We start from the raw sequence: 15,870 nt of genomic DNA, 5'->3' as shown, positions 1-15,870 counted from the left end.
CTTTGTCAAACCAGACCCTCTGATGAACCATCGTTGCAGTGACAATTGTTGAAACCTGGTTTTTGGCGGATGGCGTGTCAGGACAGATTAAAAAAAAGCAGTCCTCAGCGTTTGCAGCGAGGAGGAGATCGAGGGCATTACAGTTTTTCCTATGTGGGGAATACGGGCTAAAGTAGCCGTAGGAAAGATTGATCCATACTTTTACTAACTGTGCTACTTTCATCAGAAATTTGGGTTTGAAACCCCGTCCTTCTAGGACGGCTTTACATGAATTTTTGTTAATACCTACCATTTCACCCAAGACGTGCTAGTATGTGAAATGGTGTACTTAAAATAAGTATGACACTAAAAGCCTTCAGCTATCGATTCTACCCAACGCCGGAACAAGAAAGTTTGTTGCGACGTACTTTGGGTTGTGTTCGTTTGGTCTACAACCGTGCTTTAGCCACAAGAACTGAAGCTTGGTACGAAGAACAGAAACGGGTAGGCTATGCTGAGACTTCTTCAATGTTAACCGAATGGAAGAAAACAGAAGAGTTGAATTTTCTCAATGAAGTTAGCTGTGTGCCATTGCAGCAATGTTTGAGACATTTACAAACGGCTTATACCAACTTTTTTGATGGGCGGGCCAAATATCCTAACTTCAAAAAGAAACGCAATGGTGGTAGTGCAGAATTTACCAAGTCAGCATTTAAGTTCAGAGATGGACAAGTCTACCTAGCAAAAAGCACACAAGCGTTACCAATTCGCTGGAGCCGGACACTACCTGATGGTGCAACACCATCAACCTTAAGCGTGAAGCTTGCACCATCAGGTAGGTGGTCAGTTTCTCTGTTGGTGAATGTTGAAATTGAAGCATTACCTCAGTCAGGCAGTCAAGTTGGTATCGACCTGGGAGTTACAAGCTTGCTCACTCTAAGCACTGGCGAAAAGATTGCCAATCCCAAAGGATTCAAGGCAAAATATCGCCAACTTAGAAAAGCGCAAAAATCTTTAAGTCGCAAGCAAAAAGGGTCAAACAACCGTCACAAAGCACGGCTTAAAGTAGCGAAAGTGCATCAAGAAATCACTGATGCAAGGAAAGATAGTCTTCACAAGTTAACAACGCGGTTGGTGTGTGAAAACCAAACCATCGCCGTAGAAGACTTAGCTGTGAAGAATATGGTTAAAAATCCCAAACTGGCCCTAGCTATAAGTGATGCAAGTTGGGGGGAATTAGTCGGACAACTTGAATACAAGTGTAAGTGGTACAGCCGTACTTTAATTAAGATCGATCGCTGGTTTCCGAGTTCTAAACGGTGTGGCAATTGCGGACACATCGTTGACAAGATGCCGTTAAATATCCGGGAATGGGATTGTCCTAATTGCGACACTCACCATGACCGAGATATTAATGCGGCAAAAAATATTTTGGCGGCAGGGCTTGCCGTGTCAGTCTGTGGAGCGACCGTAAGACCAGAACAGAGTAAATCTGTTAAGGCTGGTGCGAAATCCCCGTCAGGGACGGAAGCAGAAACCTAAGTCGTGAGTCTTAGGAATCCCCGTGCGTTTACGCCGGGGTGGATGTCAATGTTAGCTGTAAACCATCATGCGGGAAATCTGCCAGAGCGTGGAAACCATATTTGAACGGCTGTTAGACGAACTCAAAAAGTCCACTCGCGCGTCTGAGCAGAACTGCCAAGATGTAGCAGGGCGACTCGCAGCAGAAGTCAACAGGATATGCACTGAAAGCCAGCGGATTCAATCCTCTGGAGATATAGAAGGTTCAGCCCAGACCCTCGCTCAGCACCGCTTGCAACAATGCCTCCACTATTACAATTTAGGCTCCGGGCCCGGTAGAGTAGAATTGCACAGTACCCTCAGCGCGATCGTCTATCGCTACATCACCCCTCCGCAGGTGCAGTCTAGCTATCAGGCGCGAGTAGAACTGATCAAAGATTTTTTGCAAGGATTTTATCTGGAAGCTTTAAAGGCATTCCGGCGGGAAACCCAACTACCCGTCACCTACAGTCCCCGCACTCGCTTAGAACTAGCAGAGTACATGGCCTTTGTAGAGCGCTTCGGCAAGCGGCGCATTCCTTTACCTCGGAACCGCAGCCAGCAACTAATTATTTTACGGGCCCAAACCTTTTCCCAGCAGCAGCCGAAAGAAACCTCCGTAGATATGGAACAAGCCGCCGAGGGAGGGGCTTCAGATTCCGACCAAACTTGGAACGACACCTCGGTGTACTCAGTGCGGGAAGCGATGGCCGGACAGGGTTCGGCGGCAATTCGCCCCCAAGGCGACGAGTCAGAATCTCTGCGGCAAAACGTGATTGACGAATTAGTGGGTTACTTAAAAGAGCGCAATCAACAAGACTGCGCCGATTACTTCGTGCTGCGCTTGCAAGACTTGCCGACTAATGAAATAGAGTCGCTTCTGGGCATAACTCCCCGCCAAAGAGACTATTTACAGCAGCGCTTCAAGTACCATTTGCTCAGGTTCGCCATGTCGCACCGCTGGGAACTCGTTCACCAGTGGCTGGAAGCAGACTTAGATCGCAATTTGGGTTTGCTGCCTTCTCAGTGGCAGGCGTTTGGCGAGCAAATTGGCCCAGAGGGACAGCGTTTGCTAAAGTTGAAACAACAGGGTCTGTCAGAGTCAGCGATCGCCCAAACCCTGGGTAGCACGGTAGCCCAGGTACAGAAGCGGTGGTTTAAATTGCTGGAACTTGCGTGGGAATTGCGAAATCGTTCAGATTCCGGAGAAGGGGCATCTAGTGATGAATAACGAAACGAACAGGGATGCAGAGGCTTTCGATCGCCATTTTTTAGACTGGATATTGCAGGCGCCGATCGCGAATGCCTCTAGCGAAGATGAGGAAAACCTCAATCCATCCCCTCGCTCACAAGAGTGGGGCGACACAGAAGACAATTCCGGGGTGGAATACTGGGAATGGGACGAACCAGACCCGCTGGACTATCAAGTGGGGGCGCACAGCAATGCACCCGCACAACCGCTGACAATTGGAGAAATACCGACCGTGCAAGACCGTTTTCAGACCTTGTTAAAAGAAAGGCTTAGAGCCGAAATTGAATCTAACCCGCCGCTGTTCCCCTGGGAAACAGAATTCAAAAGCTACGACCACGATTACCCAGACGATGTAGCCCCGCAATGGGTTCCCCCCCTACACCTCTGGACTCCCCAACTACAAAATATCAGGTGGGGCCGCCTGCCAATTCCGATCGCCCAAGGGGTTTTTGCTCAACTGCTAGAACCTTGTCAGGAATTGGTAATGTCGTCGCTGCGGCAAGGATCGAAGTTAGTTCGCGCTGTAGATGGCTTATTTCCGGGCCAGTCTCAGGAACTCAACGAGTTAGCTGGTTTAGTGCTCCGAGGTTCTTTGCGGGGACTTCTAGATTTAGAAGATTTCCCGAATTACGAAGCAGCGAGTACCGATCAACAAATGGTGCTGTCGCTGTTGGCAGCCAAGGAAATCATTGAGTCTCTAACTCTCGATTGTCCTGTAAATCAGCCACCGGTTTCGCGGGAGTGGCTGACTGGTTTGGGTGCGCTGACTCTGGAGGCTCAATATCTGTCGAACCGCAACAGAGAACAGCCAATGCCGTGTTTAAGAGTTGAGTGCCAATTTCCGGGGGCAGGAAGTTTGGAACTCAAGGGAGGAGATGCCGAAGCAACTGCACATCGTCCGAATTCCGGGCATTTAAGTGTGGAGTTGTTTGACCCGCAACCTAACAAGACTTATGCTCTAGAAGTTCGATTCCAAAACTTCGATACCAGACCTTTGATGTTTGCTATTCGTCCAATTTGGACAGGACAAGATAGCAACTAGAAAGGTATAATTAGAGTAAAGAATTTAGCTTTTTACTCTGTGGTTTGACCTCACACAAAACAGATGCAATCCCTCGACTTCGGTCGTAGAAAGCAAAAAAAAATTAGATATTAGTTCAAGCCCTCAGATTCATCTGTGGAGTAAATCTAAAATCTAATGACAGAGGAATAAGATTTGGAGATTAGTTAAAACCCAGATTAATCTGTGGATTCAATCTAAAATCCAAAATCTAAAATGGTTTGACCGAGAAATAAGGTTTAGATATTAGTTAAAACCCAGATTAATCTGTGGGTTCAATCTAAAATCTAAAATCTAAAATGGTTTGACCGAGAAATAAGGTTTAGATATTAGGTAAAATCCAGATTTATCTGTGGATTCAATCTAAAATCTAAAATCTAAAATCTAAAATAGTTGGATGGGTGCACATGACAACTGATAACCTGCGAAATATACCTGTGTTGGGTAAGCTGTGGGAGCAGATTGAGGCCATGCCTCCGCCGGTGATTGAGGATTCTTTGCTGCTGCGAATCCTAGTTCAGTTGTTGGTAATTGTGGGGATTGTAGCTACTGACGTTGCTGCTGAAGAAGCCCTGAACCTGTGGGCTGTGCCTGTTAGTATTGTGGGAGCAACTTGGAGTTGGTACCGCCGCCGCGATCGCAATGTAGCTGCTAAGTTCTGCATAGCTATTGGAATGCTGGTGGCGCTGTTCGCTTTTTTTAGCCGCTTGGTGGGAGAATTGAATGATACGCGGTTAGTTTTGGCGCAACTGTTAATCCAACTTCAAGTGCTGCACAGTTTCGATTTGCCCCGCCGCAAGGATTTGGGCTATTCGATGGTAATCGGGCTAATTTTGTTAGGGGTAGCAGCGACTCTCAGCCAAACCTTGACTTTTGCGCCGCTATTGTTGGTGTTTTTGGCTTTAGCGCTTCCGACTTTGGTTTTGGATTATCGATCGCGCTTGGGATTTTTGAAGCCAGAAGCCATTGGCGAAAAAGCACAAGGTAAAGGGAAAAATGATAGCCTGTCGCTATTTGCGGCTACTTTATCCCCAAAGTATTTTGCTTGGCTGCTACTGATAACTGTCGGGTTGGGGCTGACTATTTTTGCGTTTTTGCCACGCCTCCCTGGCTATCAGTTGCGGACTTTTCCGGTGAGTGCTCCTATTGAATATCAGGGGGAGTTTGACGAGCGCAGCATTCTGAATCCAGGGTATGTTAGAGGGGGAAATGAAAAAGGAACTGGCGGAGGAACGGGGAGAAACCCAGACTCTGGGCCAGGAGAGGTAGACTCTACTTTTTATTACGGTTTCAACCAGCGCATTAATCAAAATTTGCGGGGGGAAATGAAACCAGAAGTGGTGATGCGGGTGCGATCGCAGGCTGCGGGTTTTTGGCGAGTATTAGGCTTTGACAAATACACCGGTCAGGGTTGGGAAATTTCTCGCAACGAACAAGCTCAAAAGCTTACTCGGCCTAGGTGGTCTTATCAATTTTATCTGAATCCTTTTCCCAATGCGCCTCGGACTCAAGAGGTGATTCAAAGTTATACTATTGTCGCTCAGTTGCCGAATTTGATTCCAGCTTTAAACAAGCCGAAGGAGCTTTATTTTCCGAGTCCAGAGGTGGCGATTGATGCGGAGGGGGGTTTGCGAGCGCCTGCGGCATTGGGAGAGGGTGTGACTTATACGGTGATTTCTAATGTGCCTTTTCGCGATCGCTCTTTGTTAGGTAAAACTGGTACTGATTACCCGAAAAATATTCGCAAGTTTTATTTGGATGTACCCCCGGAAATTGCCCAAAAGGTGCGCGAAAAAACTGAAGAAATCTTGGCGGCAAGAACTAGAGTATCTCAGTCGGAAAGACCGATAGATTCTCCTTACGAAAAAGCTTTGTATTTGGCTCAATATTTAAAGCAAAATCCGAATTACAAAATTGAAAAAGCTTTGCCTTACTTAGAAGAAGGTGAAGATTTAGTCCAGGCTTTTCTGTTTGGCTACAAAAACACCCAGGGCGGCAAAAAAGTTACAGGGGGATATCCAGACCACTTTTCGACGGTACTGACAATTATGCTGAGATCGATCGGGATTCCGGCGCGACTGGCGGGCGGCTTCGATACGGGGGAATTTAACCCGTTTACTGGTTACTACGTTGTGAAAAATACCGACGCTTTTTTGATGACGGAGGTATATTTTCCCAATCACGGCTGGTTTGGTTTTAATCCGATTCCCGGTTATCCGCTGATTCCGGCTTCGGTGGAAGACAACCAGACTTTTAGTGCGCTGGAATCGTTTTGGAAGTGGATCGCGGGTTGGCTACCGACTCCTCTCAGAAGCGGGCTGGATTCAGTTATAGGTTTTCTAATTGGCTGGATAACTTTGATTGTGGGCTGGTTTCTGGGACAGTTTGCTAGGGGTTGGGTGGGGTTATTTACTGGTTTGATTGCTGCGATCGCCTTTGGCTTTATTGGCTGGTTAATTTGGCAACTGTGGCGCAAGTGGCGCCACCGCCGCTGGCTGGCGAAGTTGCCGCCGGTGGAGGGGGTTTATCAGGAAATGTTGAAGGATTTGGCGAGTAGGGGTTTTGCCAAGCAGAAAGCTCAAACGCCTTTGGAGTATGCTGAGGCTATGCGCGGTAATCATGCAACTGATGAAGCTGAGGTGATTGATGAAGTTTCGCAAGCTTACGTGCGCTGGAAGTATGGCGGCGAAGCGGGTAATTTGAACCAGTTGCGGCAGTTGGTGGAAAATTTGAGGCGATCGCACTTGAAGAAACTCAAAAAGTTAAGATAAAAATCGGCGAGGGAAATTGCTTCTCCACAAATAGGAGTTACGGAGAAAAACCCAAGAAACCGGGTTTTTCCGGTTTCTACGGCTGCATGGCGTCTTCTGGGCAAAAACCCGGTTTCTGGCCACCCGCGCATCATCTGATTGCGATCGCAAAATTTCACTCTTAATACAGCCTCACGCTTTCAATCATCGGTTTGATGAGCAACAATGAGGCGATCGATTTCTTGGTGGTGGCGATCGTAATAAGCTGTGGAGCATTTAAACCAGTAACGAGGCTAGTAGGGTGCGTCAGCTAGAACCCTTACGCTGAAACGGAAAACCTTAGATGCTGACGCACCTTACGCAAGCCCTTTAAATGCCGAACAGCTTAACGCCAAGCATTCTCTAGATCGCGATCGGAGTGTGGATTTATGTTAAGGGGAGATGAATGATTCGGTCTTGGTATTCGTTATCAAACGAACCATCAACAATCAAAATCAATTCCTCAATATTTTGCCCAATACTTAAATCCTGATTCAAAACGAAAATCCCTGGAATATGACAACCTTTAGCCAGATGATCTACCAAATGCACGGGCATTGACTTGCGATTATTTGTCACCAAAATAAAGCTATGCTCCTCACACCACACCAAAATCTCCGGATCGAGGGTGCTTTTTGGGGGTGTACCAATTTCACCCACTGCCCAAACTACTAAATCGGGGCGTTTCCGGCGAAGCTGTGTAGCATAAATGGGCGTAACATTCTCATCCATCAAATATTTAAGTGCCATTCCTCAAGCACCCTGGATCGCGGTTTGCCTTTCCCGTTCAGCTTTCAATTTTCGCAATCTTTCTGCTGCAGGATGGGGATTTGCTGCTTGCATTTTTCGCTGCTGATGCGACCACTCCAACCAATCTTGCAAATATCTACTTACTGATTCTTGATTTTGTAAATAATACAAAATAGTCGTATAAACTTCTGCTAAACTGAGAGAGGGATAGAGTTGCTGAATTTCTTCTGGGGTGCGTTCCCGATAAATATACTCATACAGTACCGTCTCAATCCCGATGCGATGTCCTTTAATACGAATATCATCCGGTGCTAAGAAATCAAAATACTCATTAAGTCCCATATCTAAACTTCCTGTTTTAGCCATCTACTATTCTACTCGTGATCGGGAATCCCTTGATTCGCCCGATCGGCATCATCAGAAGTTAAAACATCACAGTCAAGGGTACGCAAATGCTCGAACATTGCGATGATCGCACAGAGTGTTTGAATCGACCGCCTTACTCGCAAGAGTCAGCGAAACATGAGCAAAAAACGGGATTCTTGGTTCCATGAACCTCCAACCCTTGATTTATAAAGTATTAGATAGTATGCGGATAAAAGGACTTGAACCTTCACTCCTCTCGGAACCAGAACCTAAATCTGGCGCGTCTGCCAATTCCGCCATATCCGCATTTTGACATTTAAATACTATAGCACACAACAGAGCGATCGGTCAAGCGATTTTAGATTTTAGATTTTGGATTTTAGATTGAATACGGCGACCTACTGATAAATCCGCAGGCTGATGACCCCATAGCTCGATCGCCCAACATCGATTTTAGATTTGAGATTTTAGATTTTAGATTGAAGAAAGCGACCCACTGATAAATCCGCAGGCTGATGACCAAATTGCTCGATCGCTCAACATCGAGAAACCCGGTCATTTTGGGACACCGGGTTCAATCATGAGTTATCGCCACAGCAATTTTCCGTATTTTTCACTCGTCGCTTACTTTTGGCCCAGCGCCTTCCAGGTTGTGTCGTCCACCATGCCGCTAGCGGTCAAACCCTTATTCTCCTGAAAGCTCTTGACAGCCGTAGCAGTGCGAGCGCCAAAAATGCCGTCGATCGGGCCCGGATCGTAACCCTGCATTTCCAAACGCACCTGTAGCGTCTTCACCTTGGAACCGACAGCGCCTTTATTCAGAAGAGTTGGAGGATTGCCGGCAACAGCAGCATTGCTCAGAGTTGGAGCATTGCTCTGCACAGTTTCAGAAGCTGATGCCGGATCTGCTGCTAAAGCTGTCCAAGTTTCTTTATCCACAATGCCATCTGCGTTCAAACCCTTAGACTGCTGAAAAGCACGAACCGCCGATGTAGTGCGAGAGCCATAGGTACCGTCGATCGTCCCCACCTTGAAACTGTGCACCTGCAACCGTTGCTGTATGGCTGCAACTTCTGGCCCGTCAGCACCCGCCGAGATAGTTTTTTCCTTTCTGACTGGCGCCTGCTCGCCCGCGTAAAAAGGCTTGTTAAACATATCTGCTTTGGACTTTCCCTCCGGCGATGCTGACGCACCCGGCTCGGCGGGAGCCGTAAAGTCTCTGCGGTACTCTTCCTGCACCAAGGGTTCGGAGTCAAAAGCAGCAATTGCCTTTCGGGTTAAGCCGGGAGCGAGCAGAGCAATCAAGCTGAAAATCGTAACAGTAGTCACACGCATAAATTTCATCCTGTTAGTGAGGTTTGACAAGGTTTCGCTGTTTTCATGTTTCTAAATCTAATTGTATTACCCGGACAGCTTTCTGAGACATATAGCAGAAGCAAGAAGGAAGAATGCCCTTCGACTTCGCGATCGAGTAACAAGAAGTCCGAGAGAAGGGGTAATAGACCGCATTGGTTTGAGCCATTAAGAAAGTTCTAAGCGTCTGTCGCGGTTGCTATATCTGCCCCGGTTTCTAGAATTTCGGCAATGGGGACACCAGCACTCAGAAGTTGCGAGTTGGAAGTTACCTGTTAGAAGTAGGAGCCGGTTCGCACTATTCCTAATAAAGCCGATTGATTCCGAGATGTTTCGTTACCAAAGCCCATATTTTCGTATAAACCACATCTTTTAGCCTCAGTCTTATGGTACAAAGTCGGCAGTCATTCACAAATCTTGACAGGCGTATTTTGTACAAAGTTGATCTATGAAAGGCGAAGTTTTTTCCTTTAATCTCCCCGTAATATCAATTTCGGTTGTATCTGAGATGTTGCACCATTCTCAATTACTTGCTTAGGAACAGGCTTTTCGGCCTGTTCCACAATAAAATTCATCTCTTGTGGAACAGGCCGAAAAGCCTGTTTTTGAGAATAGTACAACATCTCAGTTGTATCGGAATTATTAAACCCCTCTTGACGCAGAGGATACAGAGAAAGGGAAGAGAGAGAGGAATAATTCCGATACCAACGGATTTGATATAAAAAGCAAAACTCGCGACTTATCGGTTAGCGTGTTCTGCCAATAAAGCCTTCGCTTTCGGCTTGTAAATGAGATAAAACAGCGATTCTATGTAACGGAGCATATCTTCGCGGTTTTCCTTGGACGAGTAGTTCCAGAAACCGTAAGTCCGCGCCAGCGTCAGCAGCTTGGTAGTGTGAATTTTCCAGGTATAGGTGCTGTAAACTCGGTCAATTCCTCGCGTTGAAATTTTATACCAATAGTTGGGATTGTGTTCGCATTTCGATAAAAAGTCGAGAATTTTTTGGGCAGTCTCCTGGTGGTTGGTCGGGTTGATATAAAACCCATTTACGCCATCTTGAATGATTTCCAGCGGGCCGCCAAACTGCGTCCCGAAAGTGGGAATCCCGGTAATCATTGCTTCGAGAATTGTCAAGCCGAAAGCTTCAAATAATGCTGGCTGAACAAATATACCTTGGGTGTCGGCGATTACCCGGTAGATTTCGCCGGACAGGCTTTTGGAAAGCCTCACTCCCAGCCAGCGAATTTTACCGTGAAGGTTGTATTGGTCGATAATTGCGTAGAGTTTTTTAATTTCTTCTGCTTCTTCGTAGTCTTCGGTTTCTTCGACCCGCAGTTTGCCAGCTACTAGAATTAAGTTGCATTTTTCTTGCAATTCCTGGCTTTTTCCGAACAATTCTGCTAAGCCGGTCAGGTTTTTAATGCGATCGAGCCGGGCCATCGAAAATAAAGGGCGCTTTTGCGGGTCATCGAGTTTTCCAAAGACCTGTTCCGGGTATTCTAGAGTAAACAGCAGTTCGCCCGGCCGATCGCGATCGCCTTGCACCCGGTCTTCTATCCGCGTGTAGGGAAAGTAGACACTTTCGTTGACTCCCGGCGGCACTACGTTGAATTTAGGGAAGATTGATAAAACTGTTCGGGCTTTTCCTATTTGGTGCAGTAGGCAACAAAAGTGTTAACTATATCGTTTCGCAGCAAATATTTGTTGCCCAAAGCGCGTCAATTGCTGGCAAACTGAGGCAAGTCGGATTTTTTGTCGCTGGCCATAACAGCCTGAAACAGTTCTGATATAGGTAGCCGCTTAATTTTATATCTTCTTTGAGATTCGCTCTAAGGGGGGGCGATACAAGTTAGTATCGCCTGTTTTTTTTAGGTAATTTAAAAGCCTGCAATTTTACATTGCTATCCCTCAAATGACATAAAATTCCCCGTATTTGTGGCGAATGTAGCGGATAAAGGGATCGATAGTTAAAGGTGAACCGGTAACGCGATCGATCAATTCGACAGCGGTGTATTTACGGCCGTGCTGGTAGATGTTTTGTTTTAGCCAGTTGTGGAGTACGCTAAAATTGCCCCGTTCTATTTCTACGGGAATTTCAGGATTGAGTTTTACTGCTGTTTCGTAGAATTGGGCGCTCATCAAGTTGCCGAGGGTGTAACCTTGGAACATTCCGCCGATCGTACCAACATACCAGTGAACATCTTGCATCGCGCCTTCGCTGTCTGTGGCGGGGACAACGCCGATGTCGGTTCTATAGCGTTCGTTCCAGGCTTCAGGGAGGTCTCGGACTGCTAGTTTTCCCTCTACCATTGCCAATTCTAGGTCAAAGCGGATGGCGACGTGGAGGTTGTAGGTTACTTCGTCGGCATCGGTGCGGATGAGCGATCGCGAGACTTTGTTAATGGCCCGGTAAAATGCGTCAGTGGATACGTGTCCCAACTGTCGCAAAAATATGCCTTGGAGTTGCGGGTAGAAACATTCCCAAAAACCGCGGCTGCGCCCGACCATATTTTCCCAAAGTCGCGATTGACTTTCGTGGACGCCGGAGGAAATGCCACCTGCCAGAAGGGTACCTTCAAATTCCGGGGAATTTCCGAGTTCGTAGAGGGCGTGTCCGGCTTCGTGGATGCTGCTGAACAAAGCTTGATCCAAGTGGTCTTCATAGACGCGGGTGGTAATTCGCACGTCGTCTATGGAGAAGTTGGTCATGAACGGGTGCAGGGTGGTGTCTTGCCGTCCCCGTTGGAAGTCGTACCCCATGCGTTCTACGACTTTACGAGTGAATTCTAGTTGCTGGGATTCTGGGAAGTCTTGGTGCAAGCAGGAGTCGTCGGCGGGAGGTTGCGAGGTGATGGCTTCGACTATCGGCACTAATTCTTGACGCAGTTTGGCGAAAAGCGGGCGCAACAGCGATACTTTCATGCCGTAGTCGCTACGATCGATCAAAGGATCGGCAATGTGTTCGTAGCCGGGAAAAAAATCGGCGTATTGCCTGCTTAATTCTAGGGTTTTTTCGAGATACGGCTCAACGGCTGCGAAGTTGTTGGCTGCCCTGGCCGCGGCCCAAGCTTCGTAGCAGTCGGCTTGGTGGCGGCAGAGTGCGGACATGAAGGTTGCGGGGACTCTGGAGGCGCGATCGTAGTCTCTGCGGGCGATGCGGATCAGGCTGGCTGCGGTGGAGTCGTAGGGCAGGGTTTGTTCGTAGAAACGCAAGTCTTCTAGGAGTTCACCTATTTTTGGATCTGTAAATTTTTCGTGGGATATTTGTTTGAGAGTAGCCAACTGGCGGCCTCTGGCATTTGCACCTTTGGCCGGCATATAAGTTGATTGATCCCAATGCAGCAGCGACGAGGCTGATTCGATGTCGTTAACTTCTCTGAGGTGGGCTGCCAGTTGAGCGAATTTTGCTTGAGTTTTGTCTAGGGTTTGCATGATGGGGGTTTATGGTGCTGTTTTGCCTACAAAGGTTGCAGTGCGGCATCCGTATCCATCAATCATAGCTACCCTGAAATCAAGCTAAAAACCGCACTTCTTCCCGTATTGTACGCAATTTAGAGTCATTTTTGCACAATTTCCGGTATTTATGCGGATTGAGTTCGATCGCCTTGGATAAGTTTTCGATCGCCAGCCGGATGCTGGTAGCTACAAGTTCGGGGCTGTTTGTGAGCTCGCCTGCTTCTTTTTCCATGGCGTAAATGCAAGCTTTTTGATAGTAAAGGTTTGGATCGTCGGGTGTGAGTGCGATGATTTTATCGTAGGAGGCGATCGCTTCGGCAAATCGTTGAATTTTTTTGAGGGCGATGGCGCGGTTGTACCAGGCTTCGGTGTTGTCTGGCTGCAACTCTACGGTTTTGTCCCAAGAGGCGACTGCTTCATCAAAGCGTTGTAAGTTGGCGAAGGCTAAGCCACGGTTGTAAAAGGTTTCGCTGTCGTTTGGGTGGAGTGCGATGGCTTTGTCCCAGGATGCGATCGCTGATTCAAATTGTCCCATTTGTGCGATCGCCCTGCCGCGTTTGTTCCAAGCTTCGGCGGAATTCGGCCGCAGTTGCAGGGTTTTGTCGTAGGAGGCGACGGCTTCCGGGTAGAGTTTTTCATCGGCTAGGGCTAAGCCGCGGTTGTACCAGGCTTGATGCAAGTCTGGTTTGAGTTCGATCGCTTTGTCGTAAGAAGTTATCGCGGCTGTATTTTGGTCTGATTTTCTCAGGGCAAATGCTTTGTTGTACCAAGCTTCGCAGTAGTCTGGTTTGATGGCTATAGCTTTCTCGTAGGAGGCGATCGCTTCTGACAATTTTTCTAAGCTGACGAGGGTGTTGCCGCGGTTCGTCCAAGCTTCGGGGTAGCTGGGATTGAGTTGGATCGCCTTTTCGTAGGATGCGATCGCTTCTGAGAGTCTGTTGAGCTTCCGCAAAACGTTGGCCCGATTATACCACGCTTCGGGATTGTTTGGTTTGATTTTTAGGGATTGGTTGTAGGCTGCGATCGCTTCTTCTAGCTGGCCCAATTTTTTGAGGGCTACGCCTTGGTTGTACCAGGCTTCATAAAATTTTGGTTCAAGTTCGATCGCTTCTTCCCAAGATTCGATCGCAGCTTGGAATCGTCCCATTGCTTCTAGGGCGTTGCCGCGTTCGTACAAGGTTTGAGCCTTTTGGGTGTTGACTGCTATGGATTTTTCCCCTGAGTCGATCGGCTTTTCTATGCTGGCTAATTTTTGCAAGGGGTTTCACCTCATTATTTTCTGTCTAATTGATTCTTTTCTTTTTTATATGCGATCTTTTTCGCCTTTGAGTGCTTTCGATCGATCCTATTTGGTTATTTATGGCAATTTTACAGGAATTTGGGGACTTTTTCAATTTTTTTTATTATAATTCTAGAGCTGGGATTGGTAGGTATAGATTAATACTATTTTTTTGAGCTGACCGAAACCATCCAGGATACAAGGCCCCGAATTTATCCGTGGGGTCAATGCTAAAATCTAAAATCTAAAATCTAAAATCCAAAATCGATTGACTGCGTAGAAAAGAGGAAAGGGCGATCGGGCTGACAGGATTACGTTAAAACCACAAATAACCGCGATCGCCACAAACGACATTTTTCAAACAAACCGGGCTTCTGAGCATTTATTCGGGGTTAAATGCTATCTGGATCGATGTTCAATTCGCGCAATTTAGCTGCTAAACGTTGAGCAATTTGATTGGCTTGTTCGGCCCTTTGATCTGCTTGTTCGGCTCTTTGATTGGCTTGTTCGGCTCTTTGAGACTCTTGTTGTAGGCGCTGACGATCTAATAACCTCTCTTCTTCTAATTCCGCATAGGAAAGAAACTTTTCTCCATTAGGTCGATAAATTTCTAACCCATCTTCTACCAACTCAAATCGCACACCTAATCTCGGACTAATCCATCCCTCCATAGGCTCAATAACTTCTAAATTTCCCTCAATTCTTTGCCAACCTTCCAACTCATTTCTTTGTGGATCGTAAAGGTAATACTCCTCAACTCCATAACGCTGGTAAAATGAAAGTTTTTTATTCATTTTAGTATTGCTGTCGTTATGGGATCGAATCTCAAAAACGACTTGAGGGCCAATATTATCCTCTCGATATTGTATGTAGGAAAGGCGATCGCCCTTTGGCCTCCCAAATATCACCATCGTATCAGGTGCTTGAGAAATTTCCGGTTTCCCCTCAACTGGATACCACAGTAAATCGGCAGCAACAAAAATGTTTGGGTCATCTTTAAACAGCGATTCGCAACCTTCTTTGATTTTGACAATTAATTCGTATTGAATTGTGCTTTCTGCCATTGGTTGACCGTCGCTGGAAGGATAAATGATTTCTTGGGTTGTGACTTGCATAGTCGTTGTCTCCGAGAAGTATCTAAGTTTAATTGTACTATTTATTCAGATAACCAGGCGGTTGAAACCGCATCTACACAAACAATCTCCGCCTACGCGGACTAAGAAATAGTGTGTATTTGTGATGCTGTAGGGGCGGGTTCGCCAACAATTTCTGCCAATAACTAACAACCTCATAAACCCGCCCCCACCAAACGACAAATCTCTATCCTTGAATCAAGGTTTGAAATTGAGGGTGCGATCTAATGCTGTCAAAATCAGAGTCCGTTTTTGCCATTTCTCGCCAATTGTCAGGATTCAGATTGATGGCTTGCTGCAAATTATGAATTGCTTGGTCAATCTGACTGTGTAACGCATAGCAGCAAGCTTTATTATAAAATGCTGGGTGATAATCGGGTTTGAATTCTAAGGCTTTGTCGCAGGAGGCGATCGCTTCTTCCCATCTGCCTAAATTAGCTAGTGCAATGCCCCGATTGTTCCAGGCTTCGTGATAATCGGGTTTTAATTCTAAGGCTTTGTCGAAAGAGGCGATCGCAGCTTCAAGCCTGCCTAAATTACCCAATGCAATGCCCCGATTGTACCAGGATTCGTGTTTATCTGGTTTGATTTCTAAGGCTTTGTCGTAGTCGGCTATCTCCTCTTCAAATCTGCCTAAACAACCCAGTGCAACGCCCCGATTGTTCCAGGCTTCGTGATAATCGGGTTTTAATTCTAAGGCTTTGTCGCAGGAGGCGATCGCATCTTCAATCCTGCCTAAATTATACAGTGCAATGCCCCGATTGTTCCAGGCTTCGTGATAATTTGGTTTGATTTCTAAGGCTTTGTCGTAGTCGGCTATCTCCTCTTCAAATCTGCCTAAATCATCCAGTGCAATGCCCCGATTGTACCAGGATTCGTGTTTATCTGGTTT

The 15,870-nt window shown here is 46.7% G+C and carries 12 protein-coding genes and 1 tRNA gene; 4 read left to right on the top strand and 9 right to left on the bottom strand.

What is annotated here, in order from left to right; translation table 11 throughout:
* The first annotated feature begins 339 nt into the window (after positions 1–339).
* The 4 genes from QT984_RS01905 (at position 340) to QT984_RS01890 (ending at position 6,622) form a co-directional block, all read left to right on the top strand.
* Positions 340–1,521: an RNA-guided endonuclease TnpB family protein gene (locus tag QT984_RS01905; RefSeq protein WP_333053250.1), complete on the top strand. Its 1,182-nt coding sequence runs from the start codon at positions 340–342 to the stop codon at positions 1,519–1,521.
* A gap of 67 nt (positions 1,522–1,588) precedes the next feature.
* Entirely contained in the window at positions 1,589–2,770 is a 1,182-nt protein-coding gene (hetZ, locus tag QT984_RS01900) for a heterocyst differentiation protein HetZ (protein WP_333053249.1), read from the top strand.
* Positions 2,763–3,833, top strand: a complete 1,071-nt coding sequence (locus tag QT984_RS01895) for a hypothetical protein (RefSeq protein WP_333053248.1) — start codon at positions 2,763–2,765, stop codon at positions 3,831–3,833. Before hetZ ends, QT984_RS01895 begins: the two co-directional genes overlap by 8 nt.
* 425 nt (positions 3,834–4,258) lie before the next feature.
* Entirely contained in the window at positions 4,259–6,622 is a 2,364-nt protein-coding gene (locus tag QT984_RS01890; RefSeq protein WP_333232204.1) for a DUF3488 and DUF4129 domain-containing transglutaminase family protein, read from the top strand.
* Positions 6,623–7,027: 405 nt separating this feature from the next.
* On the opposite strand, the gene QT984_RS01885 is transcribed toward QT984_RS01890, so the two are convergent.
* The 9 genes from QT984_RS01885 to QT984_RS01845 form a co-directional block, all read right to left on the bottom strand.
* Positions 7,028–7,390, bottom strand: coding sequence for a DUF5615 family PIN-like protein (locus tag QT984_RS01885; RefSeq protein WP_333053246.1), 363 nt, complete (start codon positions 7,388–7,390; stop codon positions 7,028–7,030).
* A gap of 3 nt (positions 7,391–7,393) precedes the next feature.
* Positions 7,394–7,756 (bottom strand): DUF433 domain-containing protein, encoded by a 363-nt coding sequence (locus tag QT984_RS01880; RefSeq protein WP_445243027.1) that lies wholly within the window; start codon positions 7,754–7,756, stop codon positions 7,394–7,396.
* Positions 7,757–7,980: 224 nt separating this feature from the next.
* Positions 7,981–8,062 (bottom strand) — tRNA-Leu (locus QT984_RS01875).
* Between the two features lie 318 nt (positions 8,063–8,380).
* Positions 8,381–9,091 carry a peptidoglycan-binding protein gene (locus QT984_RS01870; RefSeq protein ID WP_333312985.1) on the bottom strand — a complete coding sequence of 237 codons (711 nt, stop codon included), beginning with the start codon at positions 9,089–9,091 and terminating at the stop codon, positions 8,381–8,383.
* A gap of 757 nt (positions 9,092–9,848) precedes the next feature.
* A complete protein-coding gene (locus QT984_RS01865; RefSeq protein ID WP_445243089.1) occupies positions 9,849–10,733 on the bottom strand; it encodes a glycosyltransferase in 885 nt (294 codons plus the stop codon).
* A gap of 285 nt (positions 10,734–11,018) precedes the next feature.
* Positions 11,019–12,542, bottom strand: coding sequence for a carboxypeptidase M32 (locus QT984_RS01860; protein ID WP_333053243.1), 1,524 nt, complete (start codon positions 12,540–12,542; stop codon positions 11,019–11,021).
* Positions 12,543–12,621: 79 nt separating this feature from the next.
* The gene (locus tag QT984_RS01855; RefSeq protein ID WP_333372958.1) at positions 12,622–13,824 is read right to left on the bottom strand and encodes a tetratricopeptide repeat protein; all 1,203 of its coding nucleotides are present in this window, start codon (positions 13,822–13,824) and stop codon (positions 12,622–12,624) included.
* A gap of 413 nt (positions 13,825–14,237) precedes the next feature.
* A complete protein-coding gene (locus tag QT984_RS01850; protein WP_333208324.1) occupies positions 14,238–14,960 on the bottom strand; it encodes a Uma2 family endonuclease in 723 nt (240 codons plus the stop codon).
* A 205-nt stretch (positions 14,961–15,165) separates the two neighbouring features.
* Positions 15,166–15,870 (bottom strand): tetratricopeptide repeat protein (locus QT984_RS01845; protein WP_333372955.1); only part of this gene is annotated, 705 nt, incomplete at its 5' end.

Origin of the sequence: Microcoleus sp. Z1_B2, from assembly GCF_036700325.1 — a bacterium.
Lineage (GTDB): Bacteria > Cyanobacteriota > Cyanobacteriia > Cyanobacteriales > Microcoleaceae > Microcoleus.
This window is presented reverse-complemented; position numbering and strand designations above follow the sequence as displayed.